We start from the raw sequence: 21,665 nt of genomic DNA, 5'->3' as shown, positions 1-21,665 counted from the left end.
AAAAGGGGCTCCCTCATAGATACCCCTCTCCCCTTTAGGACCCTTTTCTCACCCAGAACTTCAGCACATGCCCTTCATCCGTCTGCGTGACCAATTCATGTCCGCTTGACTTAGCCCATGCAGCCAAATCAACTTTGGCCCCTTTATCTGTTGCATGTATTTCTAATACTTGGCCTTCTGCCAAGTCGTTCATTTTTTTCTTCGTCCGAATAATCGGCATTGGGCATGCAAGCCCGGTTACGTCTAAAATGTGATCTGATGTCATCTGATCATCCCTCGCTTCTTTATTTTATTGAACATTATCGAATCGCACAACGGTTTGGACCAATTTCCATGTCTCGCTGCGCTTCCTCGTCTGGATGCAGCTTCCCCATATTGGTAGACCGAATGTCTTGATAAGCGTTTGGCTGTGCAGGTAGATCCTGCGTGACCATTTGTCTAAATACGTCTTCATCTTCAATGTTCAGCCCGTGATTTTCTTCAAACAAAGCGCCTAGCTTCTTCCAAACGCTCCCGTCTTCATTCAGCTCATCCACGATCATAAAATGTGCAGGCAGCACAATCAATTCTGCCGAAAGCGCCGTATATCGTGTATAAAGGGTTTCCCTCAAATCACCTACCCAGTCCTCCGCCATACCGGCTAGGTCAGGTCTTCCGATCGAATCAATGAACAAAATATCACCTGAAAGGAGATAACGGCCGTCTACGATAAAAGAGGTTGAACCAATCGTATGGCCCGGTGAATAAAGGGCATGAATCTCAATCTCCGTCGCTCCAATCGTCACACGCTGTCCTTCTTCAAGGTGATTGTAATCAAATGTCACCTCTTCGGCGTCTTTTGGCGGTAGCCAATAGATAGCGCCAGTCTGTTCAGACAGCTTTTTCCCGCCAGATATATGGTCCGCATGAAGGTGCGTATCAAACACATGCGTCACCGTGACTTGATGTTTTTTAGCAAATTGCGTATAGACCTCCGTCATTCTAGCCGCATCAATAATCGCAGCTTCCCCATTCGACATGATCATATAGGACAAGCACCCCTTGCCCATTCTCACAAATTGGTACAACTCTCCACCACCAGTTAAATCACCGATCTTCACTGGCTCTAAATGCTCACTCCATGCCTTCATGCCGCCTTGCAAATAATGGACCGTTCTGCCTGCCTCTGACAGCATCTCTGCCACCATAATAGAAGAGCCTTCTTTCGCACAAACGACCAGTACATCTAGGTCATCCGGTATGTTCTCCACCATATCCTCTACGCCATCAAGAAGCTCAAAGTAAGGCACATTTAAATATTCAACGGCTTTCCCTTCAATTTTCCAGTCCTGCACATCTGATTCGTTTCGTACATCCAACAAAAAGATCGGCTCTTTGTTGATGATCTTTTTTGTTAACTGTTCTGCTGTCATTGCTTTTACAGTCATTGGTTCATTCAGCTCCTATTTTTCAATCTCTCCTGTCCAGCTGTTCATGCCTGGCACTACATTGATCAATTGATGAAATCCTTTTTCTTTTAACTTTTGTGCGGCTAATTCACTTCTTCTGCCTGAATGACAGATGAGGTAAATGAGCGTTTCTCGGTTCAATTCATCAGCACGATGTTCCACCTCGCCAAGAGGGATGTGAACAGCTCCTGGAATATGGCCCGCTTCATATTCATCCGGCTCTCGTACATCTAAAATAAACAATGACTGATCTTCTTTTACCTTCTGTTGAAACATGTTCAACGACATTTCCGAAATCATTGACTGCTCCTCCTCCTGTTTCGCTCCACCTTTACGAATCAAATGATGAAGCACCTGTCCTTCTACTTTTGTTCCTAAAAATTCATGACCGGCGCTTTTTGACCAAGCTGCTAAATCCGCTGTAGACCCTTTATCGGTTGCTTGCACTTCAAGCACATCTCCTGGCAAGAGCTCATTCATTTGTTTTTTCGTTTTGACAATGGGCATTGGGCATGCCAATCCTTTTGCATCTAGAATTGCTGTTGGTTGCTGCATTGTTTTTCCTCCTTTTATAGGGGTGGGGGTATATTTTAAAGCCTATTTATACCTATAATCGCCAAGCATTCATGCCACCCTTGATATTCGTAATGTGGGTAAATCCCTGTTTTTTTAACAATTTAGCCGCCTGCATACTTCTCATCCCGCTCTGGCAGATCACATACACTTCTTTGTCTTTCTCAAGCTCATGCGCTCGTTCCTTTAACTGGAATAAGGGGATATTTTGAAATCCTTTTATATGATTTGTTTGAAACTCTAAAGGTGATCGCACGTCTATCAGCTGTTGATGCCGACTATGCAATTTAGGTTTCAGATGAGCTGCGTCCATTTGTTTCACACCCCGTACGGGAAGAAAACGGCTCACAAGCAAAGCGATCACAATAATGAGCAAAAGCGTTTGAATCATGTATGGACACCCCCCTAGATAAATAAGTTCACATTCCCGATTTCTGCCTCTGCTAAATACGCTGCCACACCGGCATATTGAATGTCTGCTAGTAATTCATTCTCCTGCAGCCCTAAAAGATCCATCGTCATCGTACATGCCACGAGGTTGATCTCTTGTTCCTTCGCCATATCAATGAGCTGCGGCAGGGTCATGGCATTGTGTTTATTGATCACATGCTTGATCATCTTCGGTCCCATTCCTGCAAAATTCATCTTTGACAGCCCCATTCGATCAGCGCCACGCGGCATCATTTTGCCAAACATTTTTTCTAAAAATCCCTTCTTCAGTGGCACCATCTCTTCCTTACGCAAGGCATTCAGCCCCCAAAAAGTATGAAAAATAGTCACCTCGTGATCATAAGCTGCTGCGCCATTTGCAATAATATAAGCGGCCATCGCTTTATCATAATCTCCACTAAATAAAACAATTGTCGTTCGTTTCTTTTGTTCTTCCATCATGCTCCTCCTTATATCAATTACCCATGGGGGTATATAGAAAACAAAAAATATATACACATACCGGTAAGGGTATATTATAACAAGTAAAAAAATTCGTCAACCTCCAAAGGCTGAGGAATTTCTTACCGGCTTTTCACCAAGAGCTCAACCGCTTCTTTGACAAGCCCCTCTGTATCCTTGCCTTGTTCAAGACTTTCACGGACACATTGCTCAAGATTTGTACTTACAATCACACCCATCGCCCGATCAATGGCATTGCGTGATGCAGATAGCTGCGTCACCACTTCACGGCAATCCTTTCCCTGCTCCATCATCGCAAGAACCCCTTTAATCTGCCCTTCAATCCGGCGAAGACGATTCTTCATCTGCTGATTATACTCCACGTTTAACACTCCTTTCTCTTTTCCCTATGATCAGATAGTATACCCTGATAGGTATTTAGTCAAACATGATGAATCAGTATAAAAGAGCTGCTGAGAGCAAATGTCGCAGCAGCACGTTCTCTTTAAGCACTCGCTTCCTCTCGAGAACGCTTATTTCCTTTGTAAATAAAATAAAGAGCGATCAGCATAAAGAACAATGCCAATATGCGTTTGAGATCAAGTGAAATCACCAAGCTATGGAACCAGCCAAAATGATCAATGACCATTCCAATGACAAGCTGCCCAGCAATCCCCGCAATATTCGCAGCAATGACACCGATTTTCGGAACAGCGATCACTGTCAGAATTAAATAAGCCGTTCCAAGAAAAGCCGCACTCAACTGCCACTTCGGCGCATGCAAGAGATTCAACAGATGGCCGCTCCCAAAGAATAAAATCAGAATGGTTAAAAACATCGTACCCGTTAAAAAGGTCAAAAAGGTCGTTTCAATCGTACCCGCTCTCCTGCTAAACGTACCGTTTATGGAAGATTGCGCACTTAACGTAATGCCTCCGATTAAAGTAAATAAAATTAACAATAATGCCATATCGAGTTTCCTCCTAATGAATAAGAATAAGGGCAATGATCATCGAAATGACCGCAAATACCTTCTCTTTGTTTACTCTCGTTCTCTGACTCCCAAGCCAGCCAAAATGCTCAATCACCATACTCATCAGCAGCTGACCAATAATGACAGCGACCATCGTTACCCCCACACCAACGAATGGAACACTCACCACAATAGACGTTAAATACACAACCCCCATCGCTCCGCCAAGCAGTGACCATTTTGGTGCCTTCAACGTATAGGAAAGGTCACCTTTGCCAAAAAAGAGCCACAATAGCCCCATAATAATTGAACCGACAAAAAAGTTATAAAAACTCGTTTCTAACTGTCCGATCGACTTCCCAAGCTCCGCATAGATGGCTCCTTCAAAACTAAGTGCCGCACCCGCTAATAGTGCAAGCACATAAAAAATTAAACGCATCATTAAATCTCCTTTGATTCATATATTTGTATATCTAGATAAATAGATATATAGAATAGAAAAAAACAGAAATCACACATCCTTTAGATCTCTGTTTTCATATATTGTCCGATCTGTTGGATAAATTCTTCATTTCGTCTATAGTATGTCCATTGTCCATGCCGTACCGATTCAAGCAGACCAGCCTTTTGCATCAAATGTAAGTAGCTAGAGACCGTTGATTGAGAAATTTGCGCCTTTTCTTGAATATCCCCAACACAAACGCCCCCCTTATAACTAACCTCCTTCGGTAAATGAGCGCCTTGCTTAGGAAAATGCTTCTCTGGTTCCTTGAGCCACTTTAAAATATTCAACCTTGTTTCATTCGATAATGCCTTAAACACATCAATAGGTTCCATGGCAGACATTGTATATCTAGAAATACCGATATGTCAAGCCATTGCATATTCACCTCTAAATTGGTAAAAAGGAAATAATCAACGCTATAAGGAATATTTCAAGGAAAGAGGGCAACCCATGACTTTACAGCATTATATTGGATCAAACAAAGAACTGCCACTTGGTACCATTGGTCAAAATCCTACCTATAAACCATTCTCTGAACTCAATATCAGCATGTTTGATAAAAAACAAAAAAAGCCCAAAATCTATCAAAAAGATGATCTTTTGATAGAAGTATTTGAAACAGAAGAGGATTTCGAAGGCCTTCACATTGATTGTCTAGATCCCGTCAATGAAGCGGTAAGAAACAAATTCACGCACCCTTTTGTTTATGAATTAGACATCATTCATTCTCTTCGTGCACTTTTTAAATTCATTGAAAAAGAGCTGTCAAAAGGAGAAACCATCGAAATCTATTCTTGTCTAAATGAACTCGAAATGAAAGAAAAGGACGATCAATTGGATGTAGAAATTGACCTAAGCACAAAACGGTTTGGAAAACAAAGGGATCGATGAACTGATTGATATGTTTGAATTAGAAAACTTACAATATGTGTTGGTGAAAAAATAGACCTTCTGCAGTAAAAGTATAGAGAAAAGGAGACATTATAATGAATATGACATGTGAATCAAAAAACTTTAATGATTATTTACTGGAATTAAATGAAGTTGATTATTCTAATCCTATTATTTGTACACTTGTAAATGAACTTTTCAACCCTTTGCAGACAGAAATAGAAAAAGCAAAAGCAGCCTATGAGTTTGTTCGAGATGAAATATCCCATACATGGGATATTCAATCCAAACGAGTGACTTGTCATGCATCAGATGTATTAACATTTAAAGAGGGAATTTGCTACGCAAAGTCGAACCTATTGGCTGCCCTGTTGCGCTCACAGGGAATACCCACAGGTTTTTGTTACCAGCGATTAATGTTGTTCGATACGCCAGATAAAGGATATTGCATTCACGCATTGAATGCTGTATTTTTTCATTCACTTAATAGATGGATTCGATTAGATTCACGCGGGAACAAAACAGGAATTAATGCTCAATTTTCTCTTGACCATGAGAGATTAGCTTTTCATACTCAACAAGAGTTAGATGAAGTCGACTATCCTTTGATATATGTAAGACCCCATCCAAAAACAATGAGTATTTTAAAAGAACATACAGATGCTATTGAGATGTATAAACACCATTTACCAGAAAAGATATAGGCTTGGGGGCAAGAAGCCTCAACGTGAAACTAAACCCGTGCTCATCAGCATCGGTTATGCCCACTTCTCACTGACAGCATAGGATCTCTTTTATATTTAATGGCCATAATAACCTCATCCAAACGAAACCTACCCTTCAATTAAACGTTTTAACTTAAGCTCCGTTTCAGTATCCTCAACTGGAGTATAGACACTGCATCTTAAATCAGTATCCCCATACACTTGTAATGAAGTGAGATTAAACAACATTTTCCCTACCTTAGCATGACGAAATTCAATTAATACTTCAGGTGCATAACTGATCTCATTTTCATTCCATATTTTACGAAACTCAGGATATGCCTGCTCCATTTCTTCTATAAATTGCTCATACCAGTCATCCGCCACATACTGTCCATAATACGTTCTAAATATGGCGATATATCCTCTTACAAAATGCTCCCAATTCACGGCTAAACTTTTAAATTCCTTTCTTGCGAATAGTAAGCGGATGATATTCCTTTCTGCCGGAATGATTTGTTCAAAGTCCAAAAATACACTAGCTGCTGCTTGATTCCACCCAACAATCTGACTTCTTCTATCAGATATAATCGTTGGGCAATAACGAAGTTCCTGCAGAATTTTCACTAAAGCCGGACTGATTTCCTTCTCATTCTCAATGATATAGGATTGTTTCACACCTTCCTCTAACGCTAAAGCGTACAAATATCTCCTTTCATCGTTATTTAATTGTAATGCACTAGAAATCGCATCTAATACCGAAGTAGATACTTTTATATCTCTGCCTTGCTCTAACCATGTATACCAAGTAAGACTCACACCGGCTAGTTGAGCCACTTCTTCTCTTCTGAGTCCTGGTGTTCTTCTGCGGGTTCCTACAGGTAAACCAACCATTTGAGGCGTAATTTTCGAACGTTGGTTTTTTAGAAATTCTGATAATGCTTGAAGTCTTGTTTCAGGTTTCATTAAGGTCTCCTTTTAAAATATTATTCATTATACTAGGATAAACAACAACTTGTAATAGGATAACACAATGGCTAAAGTTAATAAAAACAAGGAGGGAATGATCATGAAAAGAGTTGTCATTACTGGAATGGGAGTTATTTCTCCACTTGGAAATGATATAGATAGCTTTTGGAATCAACTCATGAAAGGACAATCGGGAATATCTCTCATTGATTCTTTTGATACGACTGATTATAAAACAAAAATAGCTGGAATCGTTCGTGATTTCGATGCAGATGAAATATTAGGGAGAAAAGAAGCAAAACGATTAGATCGTTTTAGTCAGTTTGCCTTAGCAGCAGCCGAACAAGCATTAGAACATTCACAATTACAGTTAGATCAAGTAGATCTTGAACGTTTAGGCGTATATGTTGGTTCAGGAATCGGGGGCATACAATCGCTTGTTGATCAGGTGAATGTATTAGATAAACGAGGTCCCTCGAGAGTAAGCCCTAGCCTTGTCCCCATGATGATTTCAAATGCAGCTGCGGCCCAAATCAGCATTAAATTAGGCGCACAAGGGCCATCATTGTCACCAGTCACAGCTTGTTCTATTGGGAACACTTCTATTGGCGAAGCTTTCAATGCGATCCGAAATGATGAAGCAGATATAATATTTGCCGGTGGAGCAGAAGCTGCCGTCAACCAGATATCTTTGGCTAGTTTTGGAAACGCACATGCACTGTCTACTAGAAACCAAGACCCAAGTCGTGCCAGCCGCCCATTCGATACAGATAGAGATGGCTTTGTTATGAGTGAAGGCGCAGGTATCTTAGTATTAGAATCATTAGACAACGCAATTCTTAGAGATGCGCCGATATTATGTGAAGTAGTGGGATACGGGGCTAGTTCAGATGCACATCATATGGTCGCTTCACACCCAGAAGGTAGGGGTGCCTACTTAGCCATGAAGAAAGCATTGAGAAGTGCAGATATATCAACAAGTGCAATCGATGTTATTAGTGCTCATGCAACAAGTACACAAGTAGGTGATCGTTCAGAAGTTCTAGCCATGAAGAAATTATTTGGTGATCGTTCAGGTGAAATTCCAACAACTGCGAACAAGTCAATGACTGGGCACATGTTTGGTGCTGCAGGCGGAGTAGAAGCGATTGCTTTAGTGGAAAGTTTGAGACGAGGAATGATTCCGCCAACTATTAATGTAGAGAAACAAGATCCAGATTGCAATTTAGATGTTGTATTAGAAGCGAGACAGCTTCCATTGAAATATGGGCTATCCAATTCTTTTGGTTTTGGAGGACATAATTCAGCCATCTTGTTAAAACATTACGATTGAAGTAGTGAAAAGAATACAATGAATTGATCAAGGGTTTATAGCCCTTGATTTTTCATGATGGGAATACCTCACAGACAATTGATCACGGACCTCAGCTATCTGATATATTAATTATATTCCTGTTTAGACGGTTTTGAGGATGAAGATAAGGATGAGAGTTTGGATTTAGTTATTAATTTCAAGACTCAACAATTTGGGAAACATTTAAAGTTCAAATCTTCTATTGGAACACAAACAATACATCTTAATTAAGAAATAAAGATGAGAACGCCCATAACATTTTAAAAGTAAGGAAACTATCTTATTAACCTCCTTACTTTTATATCAATACACTATTATTGAATACTAAATAGCATTAATCCCATTTTTCCATATGTACTTTTAATTCTGGTATACTTAATATCCTTTGTATCTCTGTATCATTTTCCGTATCTATATAACTTTCTTCTTCATGAGAAGATGTAACCAGCCATTCTTCTCCATTTTTGAAGAAGGACAAGTCTTCTGGTAAATTTGGTTGCTCCCAATCATATAAAGAATTTGCGAATTCTTTTAGAATACTCTTCGCATTTTCATCTGTATAATAGTAATAAACTTTTGCTGTATTGTTAAATAGCATTGTGCTAGCCCATTCTGATTGTTCTTTCATCTCTTTCAATGAACTTTCAAGTTTTTTTAGGAAGGGATCAAAAAATTTTAAAGATCCCATATCTTTTCTTAAAACTAAATGAAACTCATCACAAATTTCGAAAGCCAAATCAATTAATTTGGAGTACTGCTCACCTTTTGGATTTTGATCAATAACTAACATATCTACACCTTCTCATATACCCATTTTTTAGATTTTTTGAATGTATGTTCTTTTATGCTTCTTAAACTCAGATTATGCAACATAAGTAACTCCTGTAATAGTCACCGCTAGACCTATTGAAATTAAATGTGCTAAAAGTGCTTCTCCACCAAACGAAGAGATTACTAGAATGAATAGTATGCATTTATTTCCAACACCACTTTTAACACATATTTTCATAAAAACACAAAGCTATTATAACAGCTTGTTATTATTGATTAAATACACACAAGATAAATATAGTAAAAAATTCCATTTAAAAGGCATTAATATAGGTTTTCATAATTAATGAAGTGAATAAAAGAATTGAAAACAAATCTATCGAAAGTTAAAATTTCCACAGCAGTCCCTATAAATCTTTGACCTAATTATAGTTTTTTGATTTTTGCTCAGTTTCAAAATAAAGAACTATCGGTTATTATCCTACGTAACTTTTTTGAAGTAGTACTATCTAAATTCAAATGAAATTCCTTAAGCCCATCACCCTTTACACTCAAAAAGATTTGATAAATAAATATGAAAGGAGGAGATTCCATGTCTACTAACAATAAACCCAACAGATTAATCACTGAAAAATCTCCATACCTTCTCCAACACTCCCATAACCCAGTTAACTGGTATCCATGGGGAAAAGAAGCATTTGATAAAGCAAAAAAAGAAAACAAGCCTTTGCTGGTAAGCATCGGCTATGCCACTTGCCACTGGTGCCACGTCATGGCACACGAAAGCTTTGAAGATCAACAAGTCGCTGACATCCTAAACGAGCATTTCATTTCAATCAAAGTCGATCGTGAGGAGCGTCCAGACATTGACTCGATGTATATGTCCGTTTGTCAGATGATGACTGGGCAAGGCGGCTGGCCGCTCAACGTGTTTGTCACGCCTGATCAAAAGCCGTTTTATGCGGGGACTTATTTTCCAAAAAGAAGTGCTTACGGACGTCCTGGCTTCATTGAAGCACTGACGCAATTGCTGGATGCGTATCACAACGACCGAGATCATATTGAATCATTGGCAGAAAAGGCAACAAATAATTTGCGGATCAAGGCAGCAGGGCAGACAGAGAATACGCTCACTCAGGAGTCGATTCACAAAGCCTATTATCAGCTCATGAGCAGCTTTGATACGCTGTATGGCGGCTTCGGTTCTGCGCCTAAATTTCCTGCGCCTCATATGCTCTCGTTTCTCATGCGCTATTTTGAATGGACAGGGCAAGAAAATGCGTTATATGCTGTCACAAAAACGTTAAACGGTATGGCAAACGGCGGTATTTATGATCATATTGGTTCTGGATTCACTCGATATTCAACAGATGAAAAATGGCTTGTGCCGCATTTTGAAAAGATGCTGTATGATAACGCCTTGCTGATAAATGCCTACACCGAAGCCTATCAAATCACTCAACACCCGGAGTACGAAAAACTTGTCCATGACCTCATTCAATTTATCAAACGAGACATGATGAATCGTGATGGCTCTTTTTATTCGGCAATCGATGCCGATTCAGAAGGAAAGGAAGGGCAATATTACGTTTGGACAAAAAAGGAGATCATGACCCATTTAGGTGATGACCTCGGCACTTTATTTTGTGCGGTCTACCACATCACAGAGGAAGGAAATTTTGAAGGACAGAACATCCCTCATACCATTTCCACCTCATTTGATGACATCAAAGCAGCTTTTTCAATCGACGACAAAACCCTTCATTCCAAACTACAATCCGCTCGACACACCTTACTCACTGTAAGACAGCAGCGACCTGCACCGCTAATCGATGACAAGGTACTCACCTCGTGGAATGCGCTGATGATTTCCGCACTTGCCAAAGCAGGGAGTGTCTTTCATGAAGAAGAAGCCATACGCATGGCAAAACAGGCAATGTCTTTTCTAGAAACACACCTCGTCCAGCAGGAACGGCTCATGGTCCGCTACAGGGAAGGGGACGTGAAGCATCTAGGCTTTATCGAAGATTATGCTCACATGCTAACAGCTTATATGTCTTTATACGAAGCGACCTTTGACCTAGATTGGCTGACAAAAGCCAGAGCCGTTGCTGAAAATATGTTTGAACTGTTTTGGGATGAGCAAATCGGGGGCTTTTTCTTCTCAGGCTCAGATGCAGAAGCGCTTATCGTTCGTGAAAAAGAAGTATACGACGGGGCCATGCCGTCTGGTAACAGTACTGCACTCCAACAGCTTCTGAAACTAAGCAGAATGATCGGACGTCAAGACTGGATCGAGACACTAGAGAAGATGTTCAGCGCCTTTTACGTCGATGTCTCTTCCTATCCAAGCGGACATACCGCCTTTTTACAAGGACTATTAAGCCAATATGCCGTAAAACGAGAAATCATTATTCTCGGGAAAAAGGGCGATCCGCAAAAAGAACAGCTTCTACAAGCATTGCAAAAACGATTCATGCCATTTGATCTCATTTTAACTGCCGAAACAGGGCAAGAATTAGCAAGGCTCGCACCTTTTGCAAAAGATTACAAAACGATCAACGACAGCACGACGGTCTATATTTGTGAAAACTACAGCTGCCGCCAGCCGATCACCAATCTCGACGAAGCGATGGAACAATTATTTCAAATTTAAACTGTCATATGATGACTATGAGAAGACAAAATGAGGACAAACAGATAAAAAACATGTCAATCTGCTAACAATTCATCTGTACGGTTTTATTTTTCCTCTAAAACGGTTAGAATGCGCACTAGATGTTCTCATACCGAAGGGAGAGAAAATAATTGAAAAAAGTATCATATACACTCATTGCTTGTCTGTTATCAGTGGGGCTTGCAGCCTGCTCATCAAACGATGCGAAACAGGATAAGCAAAACGATTCAGCCAAAAGCAAGGAAACAACACAGGCTGACCAAAAAGAGCAGCAAAAGCAAATGGAAGAGATGCAAAAGAAATTAGACGCACAAAAAATTGATGATCAAAAGGTCGTTGCGACCGTCAACAAAGATAAAATCACAGGAAGTGAATACAATAGCGCCTTATCGACCATTCAAGGTCAACTTCAGCAGTCAGGACAAGACCCAACATCTAAAGAAGGCGCAAAAGCTGTCAAGAAGCAAACCATTGATGCGCTAGTAGGTCAAGAGCTCATCCTGCAAGATGCTGAGAAGAAGGGCTATAAAGCCTCTGACAAGCAAGTCGATAAGCAGCTAAAAGAAGAAAAGAAACAATTTAAAGACAATGCCCAATTTGAGGAAGCACTCAAAAAGAGCGGACTGACAATGGATCAGTTGAAAAGTGATATTGCCGACAGCATCAAATACAGCCAATATGTCGACAAAGAAATTAAATCAGCCTCTGTGTCTGAAAAAGACGTCAAAGCGTACTATGACCAATACGCCGAACAAATGAAAAAACAAAAACAAAAAGCACCTGATTTCAAAGACGTCAAATCACAAATCAAGAAGCAGTTAGAATCTCAAGAAAAACAAAAAGAAGTACAAAAAGAAATTGATCAACTAAAGAAAGCTGCAAAAATTAATGTATCAATTTAACCACTATTAAAAATCCGCCATTGTGCGGATTTTTTTCATCACTTCATGAACTGTTTTTCCAAAATAATGACAAAAGCCTCATCATAAACATCTTCTCCATCCGATATGATGGGAGTACAAAAGAAAGCGTTATCAATTCTTTTGTCTCTGAAAAAGTACAAGATCAAAGACAGACCTCGTACTTTTGTTTCAGTCATATCTACAAGAGGAGGATGTTTATGTTCAAATGGTTTAAACCAGCTCCGCATATCGACAGGCTCGATGATGCCAAAACAGACGAAACCTATAAAAGGTTGCGGCTGCAAGTCTTTTTGGGAATCTTTATCGGATATGCGGGCTACTATTTGCTGCGCAAAAATTTCGCATTTGCCATCCCTTATTTACAGGAAGAGGGGTTCACAAAAAGTGAATTAGGCTTTGTACTGGCGGCTGTTTCAATCGCTTATGGCTTTAGTAAATTCATTATGGGGATGATCTCAGACCGGTGTAACCCAAGATACTTTTTAGCCGCTGGACTCTTTCTATCAGCTCTTATCAATATTCTATTTGTCTCATTTCCATGGGTGACATCCAGTGTATGGATCATGTTTTTATTCATGTTCTTAAACGGCTGGTTTCAAGGAATGGGGTGGCCGCCATGCGGACGAACGATGGCGCATTGGTTTTCGGTGAGTGAACGTGGTACGAAAATGTCCATTTGGAACGTCGCTCACAATATCGGTGGGGGAATTCTTGCACCGCTTATCACATTAGGAATTGTTTTGTTTGCGACGTGGAAAAGTATCTTTTTCTTCCCTGCCATCATCGCCATTATCGTCTCCTTCGTCATCATTCTTCTCGTTCGGGACACCCCGCAATCCGCTGGTCTTCCGCCAATTGAAGAATACCGAAATGACTATCCGGCACAACAATATGAAGATCAAGAAAAAGAATTAACCGTAAAAGAGATTTTGTTTAAATATGTACTCAACAATAAATTCCTTTGGTATATCGCCATTGCCAACGTCTTTGTGTACTTTGTCCGTTACGGGGTCGTAGACTGGGCACCTACCTATTTAACAGAAGCAAAAGGATTCTCACCAGAGCATTCACGCTGGTCTTATTTCCTTTATGAATATGCAGGCATCCCTGGTACATTATTGTGCGGGTGGATTAGTGACCGCTTCTTTAGAAGCCGCCGCGCACCTGCTGGCGTCCTCTTTATGATTGGCGTATTAATTGCGGTTCTTGTGTACTGGTTAAACCCTGCTGGCAATCCAATGGTTGATAACATTGCCCTCATCAGCATCGGGTTTTTAATTTACGGACCTGTCATGCTCATTGGACTGCAAGCCATTGATCTCGCTCCGAAAAAAGCCGCTGGCACTGCTGCCGGATTGACAGGATTCTTTGGATATATTGGTGGCTCTGCTTTTGCTAATGCCATGATGGGCGTCGTCGTCGATCACTATGACTGGACAGGAGGTTTCATTTTACTAGTTGGTTCTTGTATCCTTGCGATTGTGTTCCTCGCCATGACATGGAATACAGGAAAGCGCGTAGAGCAAGCTTAATGAAAATCACATAAAAGATTCATCTCCGCCCAACATGCCCTTTACATCTATTTCTTATGATGGAGGCAGTTACCGTAAAAGGAGGATAAAATATGAAGAAAAGTAGATTACTTGCTTTCGTGTTACTCTCTTTTGCTTTACTGTCTTTTGGTTGGGTGCCGACCACCATGTCGGCACATGAACATCTTTTATCTCCAGATCGCATTTTAACCGTTGCACACCGCGGAGCATCAGGGTATGCCCCAGAGCATACCCTAGCTTCCTACAAGCTCGCCACAAAGATGAATGCAGATTACCTCGAACTCGACCTTCAAATGACAAAGGATGGACACCTCATCGTCATGCACGATGAAACGGTTGACCGGACGACAAACGGAACCGGCTGGGTCAAAGACCTCACACTCGCCGAAATCAAACAGCTCGATGCCGGTGCATGGTTTAACGAAGCCAACCCCGACAAACAAAATGCCCACTTTATTGGACAGCAAGTCCTCACATTAGATGAGGTATTACGCTACTTCGGTAAACGAGAAAATTATTATATTGAAACCAAAAAACCAGACATCTATCCGCAAATGGAAGAAAAACTATTGGCCGTCTTAAAGAAACATCATCTTCTTGGAAAACATACGAGAAAAGGGCAGGTCATTATCCAATCTTTCAGCCAAGAAAGTCTATTAAAATTGCAGAAACTCGCCCCTCGGCTTCCAAAAGTACAGCTATTAGATAGAGCACAAATGACGTCTATTACAGATGATCAGCTCGACTTCATCAAATCGTATGCAGTGGGGGTCGGACCGAATTTTAGAGCTTTGACACTTGAAAATGTACAGCAAGTCAGAAGCCATGGACTCCTCCTTCATCCATATACGGTAAACAGCGAAGCAGACATGACACGTCTTCTGCAATACGGCGTCACCGGTCTTTTCACCAACTTTCCAGATGTCTTTCAGCGTGTCAAAGCTTCTCTGTAAACGACAAAAGCCTTGCGGTTGTTCCGCAAGGCTTTTGATTATTTCACCGTTTGATCAGAAGAAGCTGTTTCAATCGGTTTTCGTTTACCAATTCCAAATACAAAAAAGCTAAGCGCCACTAAAATCAAGAACCCAATTGCCACAATGAGAGAAATTCGTGTATCCTGATTAATCAGCATAAACACAAGCACCATCAGCAAGAATCCGATTGTCAAATAGTTAGAAAATGGCGCAAGCGGTAGCTTAAATGGATGCTGATCAAGCGCTGCCCCCTTCGCCTTTCTGAAGCCAATATGACTAATCAAAATGACAAACCAAGGCACCATACCAGGAAGGACACTCGCACTATACACATAAACGAAAATGTTTGGCGGAGAAACGTAATTTAAGACCACCCCAACCGCTAAACCAATCAGCACAGCAAATGTCCCAAAATACGGTACACCATTCTTCGAAATTTTTGTAAAGAAAGCAGGTGCCTGTCCATTCACACCTAATGTATAAAGCATACGTCCCGCACTGAAGATTCCACTATTACAGCCGGACATCGCTGCTGTAATGACAACAAAGTTAATAATACCTGCTGCTGCCGTAATTCCAATTTTCGCAAACGTCGCCACAAATGGACTGCCGAGCGTATTCAGCTGATCCCACGGATACACCGTCACGATGACAAAGATCGCACCGATATAGAAAATCAAAATACGCCAGATGATGCTTTTGATGGCATTTGTCAGCGTCTTTTGTGGATTTTGCGCCTCACCTGCAGTAATCCCAATGAGCTCTACCCCTTGATAGGCAGCAATCACTAGGGACAATGCAAACAAGAAACCGCTAAATCCACCTGTAAAGAATCCGCCGTGCGCCCAAAGGTTAGACAAACCAATCGCTGTTCCACCATTGCCAAACCCAAAGAAAATAATGCCTAAACCTGCAATGATCATTAGAATAATCGTCACAATTTTGATCATCGCAAACCAGAATTCAAACTCACCGAATGACTTAACCGAAATCAAGTTGGCCGCACCTAAAATGATCATGGCGATTAATCCCGGAATCCACGCCGGTAACTCCGGGAACCAATATTTCATATAAGCACCTACGGCGATAATCTCAGACATTCCAACAATGACCCACTGGAACCAGTTACTCCAAGCTGTCATATACCCCGCAAGCGGATGAATATATTGATGCCCAAATGTAGCAAACGATCCCGTACTCGGTTCAAGATACAACATTTCTCCCATCGCACGCATAATAAAAAAGATAAAAATACCACACACTGCGTACGCGAGAAGAACCGATGGACCTGTCCATTGAATGGCTTTAGCTGATCCCATAAATAAGCCAACACCAATTGTGCCGCCAAGCGCAATCATTTGAATATGACGAGCACTTAACCCTCTCTTTAATTCCTTTTGAGCCACTTCTATTCCCCCTCATCAACAAACAACATAAAAAATAAAAAATCAGAATTTTCATTCTGATTCAAAATCTTCAATCTTTCGATGTATATTATCATAATAAATCTACCCTTAAAAAACAATTGTTTTTTTGAGGAAAACACTATTAACAAAATATTCTGACATAAAAAGATATTCAAATTATTTTATATTGATATATCGAATCAGAGGATCATCATCGCTTCAATGACCATCACTTAATAGAAAAGAACCTCCCCTTATATCGACCTCAAAGCTTTTCCCTCCATTTTTATAAACCATTCTCTCCTGATCATCAACACAAGGAAAGTCATTGTGAAAAGTACCTGATCTTTTCTTCACATAACAAATAAATCCATCATTTTCCGGAATTGCCACTTTGACAGATGATCCAGTTGACGTCGATTTGAGCGAATGCAACATGGCCTTTGAATGTATCTGTACCCTTCTGCCTATTAAATTCAGATCAATATCTGAAAAAGCACCTACCATCTCCACTTTTGACGAAGTAGTACGCAGGCTCAATGTCTGCGTGTTGAGCTGTTGACTAGAGATAAGTCCACCCACTGTCTGCAAGTGCAGATGCTTGATTTCTCCCGTAAACATGGACTTTCCAGAAATCAATTGGCAGTCAGCCTCCTTCACCTTCAGTCCATTCAAGAATAGATTTGCTCCTTTACAATGAATAGACAAGGACTGTAACTGTGCCTGAGGGAGGTAAATCTCCAAATTCGTTTGATGAAGATGAAGCCCCAAGCTGATCGCTCGTTTTCTTTTATCTTGAATGACTAGCCTGCCTTCCTGCACTTGATGATGCAGTAAATACCGATGGGGGAATACGTGATTGGTGGTCTGCTTCATCAATAAATAAGGATGATCATGGTGATAAAGGCGAACATCTCCCACCAGCCAGTTTAACGAAAGTTCCGTTATTGCTTCTTCAATTTGAACCGTATACTTCACATGTCTCATCCCTTTCCCATCATGAATTACCTCGTTTGCAGCCGGCCGAGGCGGCTCCACAATTCCAAGATCACAATGAGGACTGCTGCAATCATCACTCCTGACAGGATGAGGTTCATTTGATCATTGCCATAAATGGCGAGCGATACATTTCCTAAAACAGCACATAAAACAATTGCAGTCAGGACGGTCATCAAAACAGATTTCTTACTCAACCCTATTCTCATCGCCATCATGCCAATCGCTTGAACACAAACAATCAACATAAAGAATGTTTTCATCAATTGAAACAGAGAACCTGCCGTCAGCGTATCGTGAACAATAGGGAAAAACAATTCAGTCACACTAAACACAACAAACGAAGGAATGATACTACACATCATCGCAAACGTTGAAAGGCACACCATCCATATCATATGAGAAAGGAATCTCACTGAATTGGATGTGCGTTCCTGATAAACAGTCTTGCCTACACGCCAATACAGCATAGCTGTGATGATAGAAAAAAAGATCATCCATACTGTACTCGTTAACAAATAAATATTCGTATATTGCTGAAAACCCGGTTCGCGTTCAATTTTTGCAGCAAACGCAATAAAATAGATGAATACTAGCAGCACAATACTCGCGATGAAACTAGCTTGAATATACTGCTTCATGTGGCCTTTTCTTAGCTCAACCTTCATAAAATGAATCATACGTCATCCTCCCATCAGTTGGCATTCTTTATCTTTCGGGGAGATCATACCCGCCAATTTCAGCATAGTGCGCTGTCACCTTTTGAATAAATAGATCACTCACAATATCCACGCCAAGACCCTTCATCATCTGCTTTAAAAAACACAAACGCTGGACCGTTTCTTCATGATTGCGGACAAACAAGGTGGGATTCAACCATATATTCACAAGAAGCAAAAATACTTCTGCCACTTCACCAGGAAACGCAGTTTCCATCGAACCATCCTCAATCCCTTCAATGATTAACTGTTTGATTCTCAAAGCATCCTGATTGACACCTGTCTTCATGCCTTCAATCACAAATTGCGGATTTTTCATCTGATCAACCAAGATCCCATCAATCGAATGAGACTGCGGGTCTGCCACAAGCTGCTCCAGGATAAGCTGCAGCTTCTCTTTCGCATGAGCTGCCTCCGTATGCTCAATTAACTCCTCAAGCTTCTCGGTTGCATAACGAAACTGCCGATCCATCACGCCGCGTAATATTTCATCCTTCGATTTAAAATGATGATATATAGCCCCTTTAGACATATTCAATTCATGGATAATATCTTGCAAACTTGTCTTTTCAAATCCCTTTTCCTGAAACAACTTTGTCGACACGTCCAAAATTTGCTGCATCGTCTTTTCTGGATACTTATTTCGCGCCAGTTCAAACGCCTCCTCTTACATACCGACCGTCGGTATGTTTATTTATATTTTTCATTATAAACGGTTCATGCAGATTTGTATACAACAAAAAAAGACCGCTCACACGGTCTTCTCAAGCTCAAAATGCAAATTCATCGGCACATCTGGCAGAGCCGAAGCCTCCACCATATTCGTTGTAGGTGTTTTCTCATCCACTTCCTCAAATCGAAATCCGTCAGCCCAGACTGTTCCATGACCGCTGAGTAGCACTCCAAAATGAATGGATTCACTGCGCGTAGGAACATCTAATACGATCGCATATTGATTCCATTCCGTAGAATCTGTCACAGGTCGATTCTGCATATTATCAAACTGCACCGTATCACCCTTTCCGTCATCTACCCGCATCCAAATTCCTGCTGAAGATACATTCTCTGTTTTCAAGAAAGCAGAGAGCTTCAACCGCTTGCCTACATACTCTTTTGCTTGAAACCCCTGCATCATCGTCGCAAACTGTCCTTCTTGTACGCCTTCTTTAGATGATAAAACACCTGATTGCTTTCCCGTATGGAACTCTGCTGTATCAACACCCATCTCATACATATGCGGATGTGAACCACTCAAACCCCAGCCAGGTACTGCTTCATGTAATGTCATCGAATCTTCCTCCTTTTTCATTTGCATATCTCTCATCATGGACCTGTACATTCCGGGAGGTAAAGAATAAAGATGCTTAAAAGCACGCGTAAAGGCTTCCTGCGATTGGAATTGTAACGAAAAAGCGATGTCTAAAATCCCCTGATCCGTATACAAAAGAAGCTGTGCAGCCGTAGCTAATCTTCGTTTCCGCACATATTCCCCCATCGACAGCCCGGTTTCTCGTTTAAATACACGCAGCAAATGAAAATGTGAATATCCTACTTTCTCATGCACCTGTTTCAGCGACAGCTCATCCATCAAATGCGACTCCAAATAAGAAATCACCTCTTGCGTCACCCGACTATACATCATCTCCCTCACCTCTTCTTGATCATAAAACAAATCAGTTCACTCGTTTTGATCAAAATTGCGATGTTTCATCTGTCCAGCTGAGGAGGAAAAACGCTAACGTGAGCGCTCGTTGTTCGATAGAAACTTCCTCACATCATCTGCGATTTCTTTTGATTTCGTATGATGCAAATAATGGCCGCCTTTGAAAGTAACGACTTTTCCGTTGTCTACATTTTTCAGCAGCTCTTCATGCATTGGTTTCCAGTTTGGTGTTTCTTTCTCCGTTTGATCCGCTAGATAGAAAGCAACAGGGAGCTTCTTAGGGAAATGTAGGCGTTGAGCGTTTTTAAAATTGTTTCTAAAGTTTTCTGCCTCACTAGCTTGGCTTTCATCCAAGAAATTTCGGAAAGTCAGCATTTTAATCTGAGCTTTCGTTTGATCATCTACTTTAGGCATCACCAGTTGATCTGGATTCATTTTCACTATCAATCTGTAAAAGCCGGATTGATGAAGCAGCTGTAAGCTGGAGACTGGCAATTCATCTGCATCCTCCTGCTTAGGAAAACTACTATCAATTCCAACAAAGGCTTGGACTTCTTTTTCGTATTGATTCACATATTCTAATCCATAAATGCCAGAAATCGAATGACCCATTAGCGTATATTTTTTAATGTTGAGTTTTTGCAAACATTCATGAATCTCATCCACAATGTTTTGACTTGTCCTTACTTTATCTGTGTCGTCACTTAAACCATAACCAAACGGTTCAATCACTACGACTCTATAATATGGCGATAACTCCTTGACTAACGGTTCAAAATCCAGCACGGGTGAAGCAGTTCCATAGCCTGGGAGAAGGACAATCGTTTCTTTCCCATCGCCTTGAATGAGCACATTCATCTGCTTCCCATCCACCAAGACCTTTTGCCCATAAGCTTCTATTTTCCCTTTCTCCCGTTCATTACTAATGAGGTTTACAAAATAAACAGTAGCTAGAAAAACAACCATGACCGTGATAATGGTGCCTATGGAGATCAACATGATTCTCAATTTTTTTTTCATTGGTTTTCTCTTCCCTTCATGATGAAGTACCCTAGCTTGCATCCGCAGATAAAAGATTAGTATTTTCTTTCACAATAGATAATGCCAATGGTATTTGCGCAAACACTTGATACATACATAAACGTAATCGCTATATAAAACCATTCCGTTGGAGATGATAATTCATGAACAAAAGCTTGAATGACAGCAACCAATATATAGGCTAATGCCACACCTACAATTGAAAAACTTCCGGCTTTCGCTAAAATAAATTGGCCCCGTTCATCCTGTTTATATTCACGGCTTTTCTTAAATTGAAAGACCGTACTTAAGATAGAAAGGATAATCAGAGAATAAAGTATGATCGTTGTCATCATCGCTGTTGTTCCTCCTTGTCGACCTCTTGAAAAACGTCATATAAATCAACTTCAAATGTCCTAGCAATTTGAAATGCTAATTTTAAAGACAAAGAATATTTACCATTTTCAATCGCTGCCACAGTTTGACGAGTCACACCTAACTTCTCTGCCAAATCCTTTTGTGTCCAGTCTCTTTCTGCCCGTAATACCTTAATTCTATTTTTAATCTCCATTTCAAATTCCTTTCTTAAAGGATGATTTATTTAACAATATGTTAAAAATAATTAACATTATGTTAATTAACAATAACCTCTTTT

At 40.6% G+C, this 21,665-nt stretch carries 25 protein-coding genes and 2 pseudogenes; 8 read left to right on the top strand and 19 right to left on the bottom strand.

Features of this window, described 5'->3' with window-relative positions:
* Nucleotides 1–34 precede the first annotated feature (34 nt).
* The 9 genes from NSQ17_RS01380 to NSQ17_RS01340 form a co-directional block, all read right to left on the bottom strand.
* Complete coding sequence (locus NSQ17_RS01380; protein ID WP_342467759.1) at nt 35–265, bottom strand: sulfurtransferase TusA family protein; 231 nt, start codon at nt 263–265, stop codon at nt 35–37.
* Between the two features lie 34 nt (nt 266–299).
* Nucleotides 300–1,427, bottom strand: coding sequence for an MBL fold metallo-hydrolase (locus NSQ17_RS01375; RefSeq protein ID WP_160758222.1), 1,128 nt, complete (start codon nt 1,425–1,427; stop codon nt 300–302).
* A gap of 15 nt (nt 1,428–1,442) precedes the next feature.
* The gene (locus NSQ17_RS01370) at nt 1,443–2,003 is read right to left on the bottom strand and encodes a sulfurtransferase TusA family protein (RefSeq protein WP_342467758.1); all 561 of its coding nucleotides are present in this window, start codon (nt 2,001–2,003) and stop codon (nt 1,443–1,445) included.
* 52 nt (nt 2,004–2,055) lie between these two features.
* Entirely contained in the window at nt 2,056–2,412 is a 357-nt protein-coding gene (locus tag NSQ17_RS01365) for a rhodanese-like domain-containing protein (protein WP_148942579.1), read from the bottom strand.
* 14 nt (nt 2,413–2,426) lie between these two features.
* Entirely contained in the window at nt 2,427–2,909 is a 483-nt protein-coding gene (locus tag NSQ17_RS01360) for a DsrE/DsrF/DrsH-like family protein (RefSeq protein ID WP_008343885.1), read from the bottom strand.
* A gap of 125 nt (nt 2,910–3,034) precedes the next feature.
* Nucleotides 3,035–3,295, bottom strand: a complete 261-nt coding sequence (locus tag NSQ17_RS01355; RefSeq protein WP_003217059.1) for a metal-sensitive transcriptional regulator — start codon at nt 3,293–3,295, stop codon at nt 3,035–3,037.
* 122 nt (nt 3,296–3,417) lie between these two features.
* A complete protein-coding gene (locus NSQ17_RS01350; RefSeq protein WP_138278038.1) occupies nt 3,418–3,882 on the bottom strand; it encodes a DMT family transporter in 465 nt (154 codons plus the stop codon).
* Nucleotides 3,883–3,895: 13 nt separating this feature from the next.
* The gene (locus NSQ17_RS01345) at nt 3,896–4,324 is read right to left on the bottom strand and encodes a DMT family transporter (RefSeq protein ID WP_008343887.1); all 429 of its coding nucleotides are present in this window, start codon (nt 4,322–4,324) and stop codon (nt 3,896–3,898) included.
* 83 nt (nt 4,325–4,407) lie between these two features.
* Entirely contained in the window at nt 4,408–4,722 is a 315-nt protein-coding gene (locus tag NSQ17_RS01340; protein ID WP_008343888.1) for a metalloregulator ArsR/SmtB family transcription factor, read from the bottom strand.
* A gap of 118 nt (nt 4,723–4,840) precedes the next feature.
* Here NSQ17_RS01340 and NSQ17_RS01335 point away from each other — a divergent pair.
* Both NSQ17_RS01335 and NSQ17_RS01330 read left to right on the top strand, forming a co-directional pair.
* Nucleotides 4,841–5,336 (top strand): annotated as a pseudogene (locus NSQ17_RS01335) (hypothetical protein).
* 40 nt (nt 5,337–5,376) lie between these two features.
* Entirely contained in the window at nt 5,377–5,985 is a 609-nt protein-coding gene (locus NSQ17_RS01330) for a transglutaminase family protein (protein WP_338704555.1), read from the top strand.
* Between the two features lie 129 nt (nt 5,986–6,114).
* On the opposite strand, the gene NSQ17_RS01325 is transcribed toward NSQ17_RS01330, so the two are convergent.
* Nucleotides 6,115–6,951: a helix-turn-helix transcriptional regulator gene (locus NSQ17_RS01325; RefSeq protein WP_342467757.1), complete on the bottom strand. Its 837-nt coding sequence runs from the start codon at nt 6,949–6,951 to the stop codon at nt 6,115–6,117.
* A 103-nt stretch (nt 6,952–7,054) separates the two neighbouring features.
* On the opposite strand from NSQ17_RS01325, the gene fabF reads away from it, so the two are divergent.
* The gene (gene fabF / locus NSQ17_RS01320; RefSeq protein ID WP_342467756.1) at nt 7,055–8,287 is read left to right on the top strand and encodes a beta-ketoacyl-ACP synthase II; all 1,233 of its coding nucleotides are present in this window, start codon (nt 7,055–7,057) and stop codon (nt 8,285–8,287) included.
* 355 nt (nt 8,288–8,642) lie between these two features.
* Here fabF and NSQ17_RS01315 read toward each other — a convergent pair whose 3' ends face one another.
* Nucleotides 8,643–9,098, bottom strand: coding sequence for a stage III sporulation protein AH (locus NSQ17_RS01315; protein ID WP_144679763.1), 456 nt, complete (start codon nt 9,096–9,098; stop codon nt 8,643–8,645).
* Nucleotides 9,099–9,671: 573 nt separating this feature from the next.
* On the opposite strand from NSQ17_RS01315, the pseudogene NSQ17_RS01310 reads away from it, so the two are divergent.
* The 5 genes and pseudogenes from NSQ17_RS01310 to NSQ17_RS01290 all read left to right on the top strand — a co-directional run.
* Nucleotides 9,672–10,163 (top strand): annotated as a pseudogene (locus NSQ17_RS01310) (thioredoxin domain-containing protein); the annotation flags it as partial.
* 84 nt (nt 10,164–10,247) lie between these two features.
* Nucleotides 10,248–11,735 (top strand): thioredoxin domain-containing protein, encoded by a 1,488-nt coding sequence (locus NSQ17_RS01305; protein WP_342468076.1) that lies wholly within the window; start codon nt 10,248–10,250, stop codon nt 11,733–11,735.
* 152 nt (nt 11,736–11,887) lie between these two features.
* Nucleotides 11,888–12,658: a SurA N-terminal domain-containing protein gene (locus NSQ17_RS01300; protein WP_144679767.1), complete on the top strand. Its 771-nt coding sequence runs from the start codon at nt 11,888–11,890 to the stop codon at nt 12,656–12,658.
* A gap of 218 nt (nt 12,659–12,876) precedes the next feature.
* Nucleotides 12,877–14,211 (top strand): glycerol-3-phosphate transporter, encoded by a 1,335-nt coding sequence (gene glpT / locus NSQ17_RS01295; protein WP_008343899.1) that lies wholly within the window; start codon nt 12,877–12,879, stop codon nt 14,209–14,211.
* Between the two features lie 92 nt (nt 14,212–14,303).
* Nucleotides 14,304–15,185, top strand: a complete 882-nt coding sequence (locus NSQ17_RS01290) for a glycerophosphodiester phosphodiesterase (RefSeq protein WP_045034665.1) — start codon at nt 14,304–14,306, stop codon at nt 15,183–15,185.
* A 38-nt stretch (nt 15,186–15,223) separates the two neighbouring features.
* Here NSQ17_RS01290 and NSQ17_RS01285 read toward each other — a convergent pair whose 3' ends face one another.
* The 8 genes from NSQ17_RS01285 to NSQ17_RS01250 form a co-directional block, all read right to left on the bottom strand.
* On the bottom strand, nt 15,224–16,612 hold the full coding sequence (locus tag NSQ17_RS01285) for an amino acid permease (protein ID WP_008343901.1): 1,389 nt from the start codon (nt 16,610–16,612) through the stop codon (nt 15,224–15,226).
* Between the two features lie 219 nt (nt 16,613–16,831).
* Nucleotides 16,832–17,599 carry a DUF4097 family beta strand repeat-containing protein gene (locus NSQ17_RS01280; protein ID WP_335352546.1) on the bottom strand — a complete coding sequence of 256 codons (768 nt, stop codon included), beginning with the start codon at nt 17,597–17,599 and terminating at the stop codon, nt 16,832–16,834.
* Between the two features lie 17 nt (nt 17,600–17,616).
* Nucleotides 17,617–18,288 carry a bacitracin ABC transporter permease gene (locus NSQ17_RS01275; RefSeq protein ID WP_342467755.1) on the bottom strand — a complete coding sequence of 224 codons (672 nt, stop codon included), beginning with the start codon at nt 18,286–18,288 and terminating at the stop codon, nt 17,617–17,619.
* 28 nt (nt 18,289–18,316) lie between these two features.
* On the bottom strand, nt 18,317–18,949 hold the full coding sequence (locus NSQ17_RS01270) for a TetR/AcrR family transcriptional regulator (protein WP_008343904.1): 633 nt from the start codon (nt 18,947–18,949) through the stop codon (nt 18,317–18,319).
* A 129-nt stretch (nt 18,950–19,078) separates the two neighbouring features.
* A complete protein-coding gene (locus tag NSQ17_RS01265) occupies nt 19,079–19,969 on the bottom strand; it encodes an AraC family transcriptional regulator (RefSeq protein WP_024719134.1) in 891 nt (296 codons plus the stop codon).
* 93 nt (nt 19,970–20,062) lie between these two features.
* Complete coding sequence (locus NSQ17_RS01260) at nt 20,063–21,010, bottom strand: alpha/beta hydrolase (RefSeq protein WP_342467754.1); 948 nt, start codon at nt 21,008–21,010, stop codon at nt 20,063–20,065.
* Between the two features lie 56 nt (nt 21,011–21,066).
* Entirely contained in the window at nt 21,067–21,366 is a 300-nt protein-coding gene (locus NSQ17_RS01255; RefSeq protein ID WP_017366494.1) for a hypothetical protein, read from the bottom strand.
* Nucleotides 21,363–21,581 carry a helix-turn-helix transcriptional regulator gene (locus tag NSQ17_RS01250; protein ID WP_144684438.1) on the bottom strand — a complete coding sequence of 73 codons (219 nt, stop codon included), beginning with the start codon at nt 21,579–21,581 and terminating at the stop codon, nt 21,363–21,365. Before NSQ17_RS01250 ends, NSQ17_RS01255 begins: the two co-directional genes overlap by 4 nt.
* Nucleotides 21,582–21,665 lie beyond the last annotated feature (84 nt).

This window comes from Bacillus sp. FSL W8-0629 (assembly GCF_038593225.1).
Lineage (GTDB): Bacteria > Bacillota > Bacilli > Bacillales > Bacillaceae > Bacillus > Bacillus altitudinis.
This window is presented reverse-complemented; position numbering and strand designations above follow the sequence as displayed.